Consider the following 12,060-nt stretch of genomic DNA (forward strand, 5'->3'; position numbering starts at 1 on the left):
CAATAGGAATCCCATCAATTAACCTTCGTCAACAAAACAAGAATCTCGGCCAGCTTCCATCCATCCTGACGTGAAGGCCCCATTGACAACCTAACGAACGTTAGTTAGAGTTGTGCCTTCTGATCAAATACAGGAGTGAAAACATGATGTTGGCTCGACAAGAAGCACGCGACTGGTGCGATTCAGGTATTGCCGGGGTGCAGATCTGTTCGACCTGGACCGGCAACGACGGCGATGGCGGCTACCTGGCCCGATTTCAGGCTGGAGCACGCTTCCCCAAGCATGCGCATCATGGATGGGAACAAATCCTGGTGGTAGCGGGCGCGATTCGCTTTAACGACGTCGAGCTGCGCGCCGGCGATGTGCTGCAGGTTCAGGGAAGCGATGAGCATGAAGCGTGCGCGCTCGAAGAAACGCTGCTGTTCGTCGCCCACCATGGCGGCATCGACATGCTGGAGCAGGCACCTTGACGCCTGCCAAAAAAAGTCAGCCCTCGCTAACCCGGGAAACCATCCTCGGCGCAGCAATCGGCCTGTTTCAACAGCGCGGATTCAGCGGCCTCGGCATGCGTCAGATCGCCGACTGCCTGCAAATCAAGGCACCGAGCCTGTACCACCATTTCAGCTCGAAAGAAGACCTGGCCCGCCAGGCGCTGCAACTGTATCGGGAGGACCAAGCCGCCCGCTTGCTCGCCATCGAGGCAACAGGCGACTTTAAAGAGCAGCTTCGGATGTATGCGGAGCTGTTTGCCGCAATGTTGAACGATGGCAGCCGTCCCTGCATGTACTTGATGATGGTGCGCGAACCGTCGTTTCAGGAGCCCGCCTGCATTGACGAGTTGCGCCTGTTTGTGAAGCAAAATGTCGATTGGCTGGAGGGCATCTTGCGCACTGGCAAAGACCTGTTACGTGTGCCGGCCGGCGTCAGCGAGCGCGATCTCGCAGAGACGATCTTTGCGGCTTTCGAAGGGGCTATGGCAGTGTCCCTGGTCGATCCAATGCCATCCGTGACATTTCGGGAAAGAGCGAACAAGTTCCTCAAGCTCGTGATCAACACCACGACCTGAGAACGGGCGGAGCGTCCCTTCTGGAATCGTTCCGCCGCCGACCCGCCTGGGCTGGCGTCGGATCACGCATTGACAGGTGTTGCATTCGCAGCAGTCAGGCGCAATTCCTCGGCGATAGTTACCTTTTGTTAAACATATATTCTATAATGTAATTACTTTCCCGTTTGGATGCTGCGGTTTTCCCAGGCGCCCGAGCAATCCACTGCCTCCGATCCCACCGTGCCGCGCTGCGGCAACGTATCGACCAATCACTGTCAAACATGAACTCCACGCTCCGCTCGTTCCTCCTGCCCCTTTTCGTGACCGCGCTCGCCGCCGCCAGCCCTTCCTTCGCCCAGGACAGCTCCCAGGCAAGCACGCCTGCCGCCGCCGCGCAGCCTGCCGCAACACCGGCGCTGCCACGCGAACGGGCGTATGCCTCCAAGGGTCCCGTGTCGCTGTACGTCAATACCTACGGCGACGAACTGACGTATTTGCGGATCGTGCACCGCTCGCATGTGGTTGGCGGCAACGTCGGGCGAATGGCGCTTTCCCTGCTTGGTACGGGCGGACAGACGCACAACAAGGAAGATTTTCTGGGCGACGCCGTGACGGATACCCGCAAACCGCTCAACCTGGTCAGCCCCATGCTGCTGGACTTGCCCAAAGCGCTCGACGAGAAATTCGTTGCCGTGCTGGCCGAGAACGAGGGCAGCGGCGCCGCAGCACGCAAAAATGGCATGACCATCACGCCCTTGGGCTGGCAACTGCTGTACCACGAGCTCATGGCCGGTACGGAACGTGAAGACGAGTATGTGCTGCGTTTCGCTGCCCGTTTCAGCAAGCGCCCCGAAGGCGCGACAGACAGCTTCTTCCGCAAAGTGCAAGACACCGTCCGCTCGTGCGCATATGTCTCCAAGCCACGCAAGCTGAGCGCATGGAAAGCGAATGACTACGAAGCCGTCGCGGCCGAACAAAAGCTGGCGACCCAGTCGTGTATCGATAGCATAACGTCCGAACTGCCGGGATGGTTGGGGATCGATACGAGCTCCAAAATCAAATCGGCCAAGCTCAATTGCCAGACCGAGATGAACCTGTGCGTTGCGGAAGCCGATACCACGGCCGATCCGAAAGCGGCCAAAGTCGAATGCAAGGTGGAATACAAGCAGTGCGTCAGCGAGGACGTCAAACCGCTGGTCGACAGCACGCCGATCGGCGCATGCAAAGCCACGTTCGCCACCTGCAAGGCAGCGGTCATCGACAAGGCCCGCGCTATCAATCCCGGCGTGAAACCGGAAAAATCGGAATATCTGCCGTGCACGACCGAGCTCAAGGCATGCGTCAAAACCGTCAAGGACGCCCGATAAGTCCTCCAGCGCGGTAATTCGCGCATCGGCACCACCAAAAACCAGGCCCCGCGCCTGGTTTTTGCATTCATGCCCCAGAACGCCATCGCGCAGTTGCGCCATCAAATGATTTATACTGCCGCGCAGCATAAATTCAGGCCTTGCGCAGATTCAGGCCTTATACAGCATACAATCCCGGTTCCGGCCCTGCGGCTCACTAGCCCGGCCAACCACATCAGTCCGACATACAGCCGGCATACTCAGGAGTAATTGATGATCGACTCGTCGCCGAATTCGAATCACCCGTCCCACGATAACAACCCGCCTTCTTTCCTGCGCCGTATTCCGATCGCTTTCGGCGCCTTCTTCGGCGCGCTGTCGGACGGCGGCTTCGCCGGCCGCATCGAGCTGGTGCGTGATGGCATGCCCGTGCCAACGCCCGCCCCTGTCCCAGTCGCCCCGGTGGCCGCCGCACCAGCGCCAGCGCCAAAACCAGCCGCCCCAACGCCAGACACCGCCCTGCAGCTGTTGTCCCTGCTTCAGCGCGATGCGCGCCTGATCGACTTTACCCAGGAAAACCTGAGCGGCTTCTCGGACGCCGACATCGGCGCCGCCGCGCGCGTAGTGCATGAGGGCTGCGCCAAGGTGCTGCGCGAACACTTCACCATCGTCCCCGTGCGCGACGAAGCCGAAGGCAGCCGCGTCACCCTGAACGAGGGCTTCGACGCCCGCGCCGTGCGCCTGACCGGCAATGTGGTCGGCAAGGCCCCGTTTAACGGCAGCATCAGCCATCGCGGCTGGCGCGCGGCCGACGTGCGCCTGCCCACCCTGGCCGCCGGCCACGACGCCACCGTGCTGGCCCAGGCGGAGGTGGAACTGTGAGCAACGCCTACTTCTCGATCGGCATCGATCTCGGCACCACCCACTGCGCCCTGGCCTATGTGGACCTGACCGCCAGCGATGGCGAAAAGACTTCCCACGGCGTCCTTGAGATTCCGCAACTGGTCGATGCCGGCGCGGTTGGCAACAGCCACCTGCTGCCCTCCTTCCTGTACATGCCGCACGGCGATGAATTGCCGCCCGGTGCGCTGAACCTGCCATGGACCAGCAGCCAGGACTACGCCGTCGGCGAATTTGCCCGCGCGCGTGGCGCCCAGACCCCGATCCGCTTGGTGTCGAGCGCTAAAAGCTGGCTGTGCCACCCGGGCGTGGACCGCCGCGCGGCCATTTTGCCGAGCGACGCGCCGCCGGAAGTGACCAGGCTCTCGCCGCTGGAAGCGTCCACCCGCTACCTGGCGCACCTGCGCAACGCGTGGAACGCGGCCCATCCGGAAGCGCCGTTCGACGAGCAAGACATCACCGTCACCATCCCGGCCTCGTTCGACCCGGCCGCGCGCGAGCTGACGGTGGAAGCGGCCAAGGCCGCCGGTTACGTCAACCTGACCCTGCTGGAAGAGCCGCAAGCGGCGCTCTACAACTGGATCCAGAACAGCGGCGGACGCTGGCGCAAGGACGCCAAGCCGGGCGACATCATCCTCGTCATCGACGTGGGCGGCGGCACCAGCGACTTTTCGCTGGTCACCGTCCTCGAGCGCGAAGGCAACCTGGAACTGCACCGCATCGCCGTGGGCGACCACATCCTGCTCGGCGGCGACAATATGGACCTGGCGCTGGCGCACCTGGTGGCGCGCAAGGTCGCCGCCACCGGCGCCCAGCTGGACGCCTGGCAAATGCGCGCGCTGGCCTATGCTTGCCGCGCCGCCAAGGAAAACCTGCTCAGCGATGCCACCCTGGCCACCCAGCCAATCGTCGTGCCGAGCCGCGGCTCCAAGCTGATCGGCGGTTCGATCCGCACCGAGCTGACCCAGGAAGAAGTGCGCGCCACCATCCTCGAAGGTTTCTTCCCGCAGGTGGAAGCGGCCGCGCGCCCGGTCAGCCGTCCGCGCGGCGGCCTGGTCCAACTGGGCCTGCCGTATGCGCAGGATGCCGGCGTCACCCGTCACCTCGCCGCCCTGCTGGGACGCCAGGCCGGCGCCACGGCCGAGCTGGAAGGCTTCGCCGGCACGGTCAGCGAAACCGCCAGCTTCCTGCACCCGACCGCCGTGCTGTTCAACGGCGGCGTGTTCAAGTCGGATGTATTGGCCGAACGCACCCTCACCACCCTCAATGACTGGCTGGCCGGCGAAGGCGCGCAGCCTGCGCGCATGCTCACCGGCGCCGACCTCGACCTGGCCGTGGCGCGTGGCGCCGCCTACTACGGCTACGTGCGTCGCGGCAAGGGCATCCGCATCCGTGGCGGCACCGCGCGCGCCTATTACGTCGCGATCGAATCGTCGATGCCGGCCGTGCCCGGTTTCGAACCACCGATCCAGCTGCTGTGCGTGGCCCCGTTCGGCATGGAAGAAGGCATCGAAGCCCAGCTCAAGACCCAGCAGTTCGGACTGGTGGTCGGGCACGCCATCACCTTGCGCTTCTTCGGCTCGTCGGTACGGCGCCAGGACCGCCTGGGCGACCTGCTCGACTTCTGGCATCCGGATGAAATGCAGGAAGTCGGCGAAATCCAGGCCACCCTGCCTGCCGAAGGCCGCCAGGCCGGCGACGTGGTCGCCGTGACCCTGGCCGCGGTCGCCACCGATACCGGCACCCTGGAACTGGTGGCGCAAGCCGTCCAGGGCGAGGAGCGCTGGAAGGTGGAGTTCGACGTGCGCGGCAACAACTAGGGCACGAGGTGGCGCGCCAGTACATCGTCGGCATCGACCTCGGGACCACCAATACGGTGGTCGCGTATGCGCCTGTCGATGCGCCTGAGGGGCGCGCCGCCATTACCTTGTTTGAAATCGAGCAACTGGTAGCGCCGGGGCAAGTCGCCGCCCTGCCGCTGCTGCCCTCGGTACGCTACCATCCGGCGGACGGCGAATTGCCGGCGGCCGATCTGCGGCTGCCATGGGCACCAGATGCTGCCGAGGCGCAGCCGGTCGTGTTCGGCCAGCTGGCGCGCCGGCTCGGGGCGCAAGTGCCGGGACGCATGGTGGCCAGCGCCAAAAGCTGGCTGTCGCACACGGCGGTCGACCGCCTGGCGCCGATTTTGCCATGGGGCGCCGCGCCCGATGTGGCCAAGGTGTCGCCAGTGGCGGCCAGCGCCAGTTACCTGGCTTATCTTCGCTCATCCTGGAACCACAAGTTTCCCAATCACCCTCTGGAACAGCAGGACCTGGTGCTGACGGTCCCGGCCTCCTTCGACGAAGGCGCGCGTGCGCTGACCCTCGCCGCGGCGCGCCAGGCCGGGCTGCACCAACTGCGCCTGCTGGAAGAGCCGCAGGCCGTGTTCTACGACTGGCTGTTCCGCCATCGCGGCGAGCTGGCGGGCGAACTGGCGCACACGCGCATGGTGCTGGTGTGCGACGTCGGCGGCGGCACCACCGACCTGAGCCTCATCAAAGTCGCGTTGCAAGATGGCCAGCCGCACCTGACGCGCATCGGCGTGGGCAACCACGTCATGCTCGGCGGCGACAATATGGACCTGGCGCTGGCCCATGTGACGGAAGCGAAAATGGCGCAGATGGCGGGCACGGAGCAAGCGCGCCTTTCCTCCGGCGCCCTGTCGCAGCTGATGGAACGCTGCCGCGCCGCCAAGGAACAATTGCTGGCGGCCGATGCGCCCGAGCAGGCCCAGGTGACCTTGCTCGGCAGCGGGTCGCGCATGATCGGCGGCATGCGTTCGGTGTCGCTGACCAAAGAGGAAGTCGGCAGCGTCATCGTCGATGGCTTTTTCCCGCTGGTGGCCTCCACCGAGCGGGTGCAACAGGCGCGCGCCGGCATCGTCGAGTTCGGTTTACCGTACGCGCGCGATGCGGCCGTCACCCGTCACATCGCCGACTTTTTGCAGCAGCACGCCAGTGCCCTGCAAGCGGCGCAGGAAGACGGCACGGCCATGCCCGATACCTTGTTGCTCAACGGCGGCGTGTTCCGCGCCGCGGCGCTGGTGCAACGCTTGCAGGAAACCCTGGGCCACTGGCGCGGGGCGCCCCTGCGCCTGCTGCACAACGACAATCCCGACGTGGCCGTTGCGCGTGGCGCGGTGGCGTACGCGCTGGCGTTGCAAGGCCAGGCGCCGCGCATCGACGCCGGCGCGGCGCGCAGCTATTTCCTGGTGCTGGACGACGCGAAAGGGCCGAAGCGCGGCATCTGCATCCTGCCGCGCGGCAGCGAAAGCGGCCGTGAAATCCTGCTTGCGGACCGTACCTTCGCCTTGCGCCTGGGGCAACCGGTGCGCTTTCATGTGATGACCTCGAACGCCGACGGCGCCGATGCCCCGCCCTTGCCCGGCGAACTGGTCGAGCTCGACGATCCGAAGTACGAGCGCCTGCCGCCGATTGCGACGGTGTTGCAAGGCGCCGCGTCCGCAGGCAACAAGCAAGAGACGGCCGTACAGCTGGCCACCGCGCTGACCGAGGTCGGCACCTTGGAAATGCACTGCGTCAACCTGACCGATGCCAGCCAGCGCTGGTTGCTGGAATTCGACCTGCGCCACGACAACGCCGATGGCGCGGGCGACAAGCCGGCGGGAGCGCCCTCGCCGCAAGTGGCGGCCGCGTTTGAGAAGATCGACCGCATCTTCGGCAAGAAAGCGCAACAGGTGACGGCGAAGGAAGTCAAGCAACTGCGCGCGCAGCTGGAACAACTGCTGGGCGAGCGCGAGCAATGGCCGACATCCCTGCTGCGCCAGCTGTTCGACGCCCTGTGGCAACGCGCGCGCGGGCGGCACCGGTCCACCGAGCATGAACGCGTGTGGCTGAACCTGGCCGGCTACTGCCTGCGTCCCGGCTTCGGCCATGCGCTCGACGACTGGCGCCTGGAGCAATTGTGGACCCTGTTCGAGTCCGGCGTACGCCATGCCGACGACAAACAGGCGCGCGCCGAATGGTGGACCCTGTGGCGCCGCGTCGCGGGCGGGCTGGGCGCTACCGAACAGCTGCGCCTGCTCGACGATTTCGCCTTCAACCTGCAAACCAATAAAGAAGGCGGCGATACGAGCGCCACCGTGGTGGCCGGCAGCGACGACGACATGCTGCGCCTGGGCGCCTCGCTCGAACGCATTCCGGTCGAGTACAAGGCCGAAATCGGCGGCTGGCTGCTCGAGCGCATACAGGCGGCGCCAGCCGTGCCGGCCAAGGACAACACCAGCGCCAGCCGCTACCTGTGGGCGCTGGGCCGCATCGGCGCGCGCCAGCCCTTCCACGGCAGCACGCACGACGTGGTGCCGACCGAGGTGGTGGAAGGCTGGCTCGACGCCATCCTGGCGCTCGACTGGAAAAAGGTCGAGTCGGCCGCCTTTGCCGCCGTGCATCTTGCGCGCATGACCGACGACCGTGCGCGCGACTTGCCGCTGGCCTTGCGCGAACGGATCGTGCAGCGCCTGCTGGCGATCAACGCGCCGCCGGCGACGATGACCATGGTGCAGCAGGTGGTGCAGCTCGACCAGGCGACCGAGCGCTGGATTCTGGGCGAATCGCTACCGCCGGGGCTCAAGCTGATTGCCTGAGAGCGAGGGTACGCCTCATGCTCGAGGTGCCCGAGCCGATCCTGCTTGAGAACGCCGTATATATCGACCCATCAAACAACACTTGAGGCCGTTCCGCGCATATATATACATGCAGCGCGACATCTTTTCTCATATTGCGCTACAGTAACCTCCCTTTGTCATTTTAGAAACATCACTACATGCACGCCGCCCGACTGCCCCTCCTCCTGACCACCCTCTTCATTTCCGCCGGCGTCGCCCAGGCCGGCGAGCTCGAGCAGCAAATGCTGCGCTGCTCCATGCTTGGCGACCCGAGCGCGCGCCTGGGATGTTTCGACACGCTGACCAAGGCCGCGACGGCCGACACCGTTGCCGGTAATCCAACGCCGGACGCCACCGTCGCCGCCGACCCGGTCAAGAGGGCGGCAGCGGCCGCGACCGCCGCCGCCGAGCCAGCCAAGCCGATCCCGGCCGTGGCCTCCAACACCCCGGCGCCGCCGGAAACGCCGATTTCGCGCCTGGAGCAGTTGTGGGAGCTGAGCGATGCGTCGCGCCGCGGCACCTTTGCCGTGCGTCCGCACCGCGAAAATTATCTGTTGGTGGCCAATTACAGCACCTCGTCGAACGACGCGCCATACCGCGACTTTACCCCGGCCGGCCTGAAAACCAAGCGCGTCGAGCTGACCTATCAGCTCAGCCTGAAAATGAAGGCCGCCGAAAAAGTCGCCGGCTTGCCGGTCGATATCTGGCTCGGCTATACCCAGCAGAGTTTCTGGCAGGCGTACAACCGTTCGCAATCGAGCCCGTTCCGCGAAACGAACTACCAGCCTGAAGTCATGGCGGTGGTGCCGATCAATAAATCGTTCGGCGGGATGAACCTGCGCTTCGTCAATTTTGGTCTGATTCACCAGTCGAACGGCCAAACCTCGACCCTGTCGCGCAGCTGGAACCGCCTGTACACCGAAGTCGGTGTCGATAACGGCAATTTCGCGCTGACCGCGCGCCTGTGGCGCCGTCTGGATAACGCCAAATCCAACAACGATAATCCGGACATCACCGATTACCTGGCGCGCGGCGACGTGCGTGCGAGTTATCGCAAGGATGGCTACGAGTATTCGATCATGGCGCGCCGGAATATGTCGACCGACCACGGCGCGATCCAGGCCGCGATTGCGTATCCGCTGGCAACCAACCTGAAGGGCTATGTACAGGCGTTTTCGGGCTACGGACAAAGCCTGATCGACTATAACTATTCGCAGCGTTCGATCGGCGCCGGTTTTACCGTCGATTTCTGATGCGCGCTTCGGTGATAGCATAAAAAAAACGGCCTCGAAAGAGGCCGTTTTCATGTGCGCCCAGCCGCCGTATGAAGCCGTCATTCCCGCGCAGGCGGGAATCCAAGGAATCTTGGCTGAGCGACGGTGCCTTGGATTCCCGCCTGCGCGGGAATGACGGCTATTAAACTAACGGCTAAAGATATTACGGTCGGGCGCGGATGCTGCGATGTTATGCCGCAGCGGGTTTACCCGACAGGCGCTGGAGGCGTTGCAGCGCCGTTTCGCCGCTGGTATCGTTCTGCACCGACTTGCGGATCGCATCGATTTCGGCAGCCTGGTCGAGCGGCTTCTGGCCGATGTCGGCGACGATGCGCATGCCTTCGGCTTCGTTGCTCACTTCCTGGGCGCGGCGCGTCAGTGCATTCAAGGCGGTCGAATTGCCTTTCATGCCGGTCAGGCCAGCCAATTGGCTCTGGCGCTCGGCGCGCATCGATTGCAGATCCTTCTGCGCCTGGGCCGCTGCCAGCTGCTGCAGCGCTTTCTTGGCTTGCGCATCGAACTCGGCGAGCTGCTTGGACAGCGCGTCGATGATCTTTTGCAGCTCGTCCATGTACGCCTTGGCATCGGCTTCTTCCTGAATTTCTTGCGGCAGGCGGCTCTTGTTCGCTTCGAGTTCGTCGCAGAACATGGTGACGGTCGCTTCCGAAATCTTGCCGGCGGCCAGACGCTCGGCCAGCGTTTCCGTGGCTTTTTCATCGTTGGCGATCAGTTCACGCAGGCTGACCACATCTTTATGTTCCTTCTCGAAAGAGGAACGCGCCGATGCCAGCACTTGCGCGGTGGCGCGCAGGGTGTCCGCCAGGCGGTCGCGGTCGGCTTCGGTCGCCGTTTCAGGGTCAAAATTGGCGATCGCTGACGATATACGGTCGCCCAGCACACCGAAGTGCTTCGAAATCAAACGCGCCGTCAGTCCCCATCCACTTGCATTGCTCATCTTGAATCCCTTTCGTTGTTAAGTAAAACTGCCTTTACCGAACCGTTACTGGATAACGACCCGTTCTTGCTCCACCGGTAAGCCAATGACGAAATCGACATGGATACCGCGTTTTGAGTTATCGCCGTTCACGCTGGAGAGTATCTCCGTCGTGATGAGCAAAAATTCGCTGCCGCCGCCTGGCAATTCGCGCACATACGGCATGAAATACATTTCCTGCTTGAGACCCTTTTCGCCGCCGGCGTCGTCGATCCGGGTTTCGGTGCCCGTGAATGGACTGACAAAACTGGCGTTGCGGTCGCCCGCGTCGCGCACATAATCGAGGCGGTCGCTCTCGCCGAACACCGTGGCCAGTTCCTCTTCGGAGAGGCCGACGTCGTCGAGCTGCTCGCGCCACAAGGTGTAGGTCTGGTCGCCCAGGCCGAAACCGGCGCGGCCGGTGTAGGCATCCTGGTCTTCCGCCGTTTCAGGAATCACCCGTGCCAGCTGGGTGCAGTACATGATCTCGGCAACCTGGCCTTTTTCATCGGCGTACAGCTGTAAAAACTTCTCCTTGGCGTCATCGTCGCCCTTGGCCAGGTAATAGCGATACAGCCCGCCGGCCAGATTGAGCTTGATCTTCGATACCGCCTGGATCAAGGTGTCGGCGTCGCGCGGCATGGCGATCAAGGAGCCGTTGGCCTGCGCCCGGATCAGGGGCGACATCTGCAGCTTGAGCATGCCGCCGATGCGCGCGCCCAGCGGCAAGCCATCATCTTCGCGCCGGGCTTTGCCATCGGCGCCATGGTTGCCTGCAATGCCGCGCATATAGTCGAATGCGTTCTTCCAGCCCATCTCAATTCCGATCAAAAGAATAGTTTGCGGTGCTCGGCGCTTTGCCGCGCCTTAAAAACTTCCATCCCAGATAAGCAATCCAGCCCAGTACCGAGAGAATCACCAGCCACACAAAAGTCCGCAACAGCGATTTACCCAGCGAGCGTTCCGGCGGCGCCTCGACCGTTCCTGCCGGACCCGGGATGCTGGCGCTGCTGCCCGGCGTGGCGCTGGCCATGCCGCTATTGTTCGTATTGCCCTGATAACCGCCATTCGCATGCGAACTGGACATCGAGCGGCCCAGTAAAAACCCCAGGATCGCACTACCCATCCCGTTACTATTATTCTGCGGCACGATAATCGGCGCATTGCCGTTATATTGGCCATTCCGGTTGCCGTTGTATTGGCCGCCGTACTGGCCGCCATTTTGCCCACCATTCGTGTTGCCGTACTGCCCGCCGGACGGCTGGATCGGCGGCACCGGCCGGATATCGCGTGGCGCATTCGCCGCCTGCTCGGCCGCCCGGCGCGCCTCCAGCGTGCGCAAGGCATTCGCTTCGGCGTTGCCCTTGTTCAAGCGTTGCGACAGCACCGAACCCGGCTTCTGCTGCACTGGCTGGGCGCCGCTGTCCTGCCGCGCGGGCGCCCCGCCGAAGGACCCGAAACCGCCGGACCCGCCCTTTTTGTCCGCCCTGCCCGACTCCGCACTGCTGCCCTGCGACCACGCCGAACCCGACTTTTGCGGCGGCGGCGCGCTCTCTTGCGAGCGCTGCCCCCAGGACGACCCGGACCGTTGGGGCGGCGCTGACGGCGGCGAAGCCGACGACGAACGGCTGCCGAATGAGCCAAACGACGAATTGTTCGACGATGTTGACCGATTGCTACTTGTAGGACTGGATTTTTGGGAGGAAAATCCACTCTTGTACGAGCTTGAGCTCGACCGCGAACTCGAACTTGACGACGGCTTCGCCGCGGCCGTGAGCGTGGTTGCGGCGGGTAGCAGCAGAGCCAGCAGCAACATAATCTGAGTTGACTTCATTTTTATTAGGCCGGGTTGAAGGTTG

11 protein-coding genes are annotated in these 12,060 nt (G+C 63.7%); 8 read left to right on the top strand and 3 right to left on the bottom strand.

Features of this window, described 5'->3' with window-relative positions; genetic code table 11:
- Window positions 1–143: 143 nt before the first annotated feature.
- From F0185_RS05265 to F0185_RS05295, 7 genes are all read left to right on the top strand, one after another.
- Window positions 144–470 carry a cupin domain-containing protein gene (locus F0185_RS05265; protein WP_167222268.1) on the top strand — a complete coding sequence of 109 codons (327 nt, stop codon included), beginning with the start codon at window positions 144–146 and terminating at the stop codon, window positions 468–470.
- On the top strand, window positions 467–1,066 hold the full coding sequence (locus F0185_RS05270) for a TetR/AcrR family transcriptional regulator (RefSeq protein ID WP_167222270.1): 600 nt from the start codon (window positions 467–469) through the stop codon (window positions 1,064–1,066). The genes F0185_RS05265 and F0185_RS05270 overlap by 4 nt, the downstream gene beginning before the upstream one ends.
- Before the next feature lie 164 nt (window positions 1,067–1,230).
- Window positions 1,231–2,412: a hypothetical protein gene (locus F0185_RS05275; RefSeq protein ID WP_167222272.1), complete on the top strand. Its 1,182-nt coding sequence runs from the start codon at window positions 1,231–1,233 to the stop codon at window positions 2,410–2,412.
- A gap of 252 nt (window positions 2,413–2,664) precedes the next feature.
- Complete coding sequence (locus tag F0185_RS05280) at window positions 2,665–3,273, top strand: DUF2760 domain-containing protein (protein ID WP_167222274.1); 609 nt, start codon at window positions 2,665–2,667, stop codon at window positions 3,271–3,273.
- Window positions 3,270–5,111 (top strand): Hsp70 family protein, encoded by a 1,842-nt coding sequence (locus F0185_RS05285; RefSeq protein WP_167222276.1) that lies wholly within the window; start codon window positions 3,270–3,272, stop codon window positions 5,109–5,111. The genes F0185_RS05280 and F0185_RS05285 overlap by 4 nt, the downstream gene beginning before the upstream one ends.
- 8 nt (window positions 5,112–5,119) lie before the next feature.
- Window positions 5,120–7,933 (top strand): Hsp70 family protein, encoded by a 2,814-nt coding sequence (locus tag F0185_RS05290; RefSeq protein WP_167222278.1) that lies wholly within the window; start codon window positions 5,120–5,122, stop codon window positions 7,931–7,933.
- A 179-nt stretch (window positions 7,934–8,112) separates the two neighbouring features.
- On the top strand, window positions 8,113–9,207 hold the full coding sequence (locus F0185_RS05295; protein ID WP_167222280.1) for a phospholipase A: 1,095 nt from the start codon (window positions 8,113–8,115) through the stop codon (window positions 9,205–9,207).
- 211 nt (window positions 9,208–9,418) lie between these two features.
- Here F0185_RS05295 and F0185_RS05300 read toward each other — a convergent pair whose 3' ends face one another.
- The 3 genes from F0185_RS05300 to F0185_RS05310 are packed head-to-tail and all read right to left on the bottom strand — an operon-like array spanning window position 9,419 to window position 11,588.
- A complete protein-coding gene (locus tag F0185_RS05300; RefSeq protein WP_166885430.1) occupies window positions 9,419–10,183 on the bottom strand; it encodes a hypothetical protein in 765 nt (254 codons plus the stop codon).
- Window positions 10,184–10,228: 45 nt separating this feature from the next.
- The gene (locus F0185_RS05305) at window positions 10,229–11,017 is read right to left on the bottom strand and encodes a DUF2491 family protein (protein WP_167222282.1); all 789 of its coding nucleotides are present in this window, start codon (window positions 11,015–11,017) and stop codon (window positions 10,229–10,231) included.
- 1 nt (window position 11,018) lies between these two features.
- A complete protein-coding gene (locus F0185_RS05310; protein ID WP_223164452.1) occupies window positions 11,019–11,588 on the bottom strand; it encodes a hypothetical protein in 570 nt (189 codons plus the stop codon).
- On the opposite strand from F0185_RS05310, the gene F0185_RS05315 reads away from it, so the two are divergent.
- Window positions 11,566–12,024, top strand: coding sequence for a hypothetical protein (locus F0185_RS05315; RefSeq protein WP_223164453.1), 459 nt, complete (start codon window positions 11,566–11,568; stop codon window positions 12,022–12,024). The two genes, F0185_RS05310 and F0185_RS05315, sit on opposite strands and share 23 nt — an antisense overlap.
- Window positions 12,025–12,060: the final 36 nt, after the last annotated feature.

Source organism: Massilia rubra, assembly GCF_011682065.1.
Taxonomy (GTDB): domain Bacteria; phylum Pseudomonadota; class Gammaproteobacteria; order Burkholderiales; family Burkholderiaceae_D; genus Telluria_A; species Telluria_A rubra.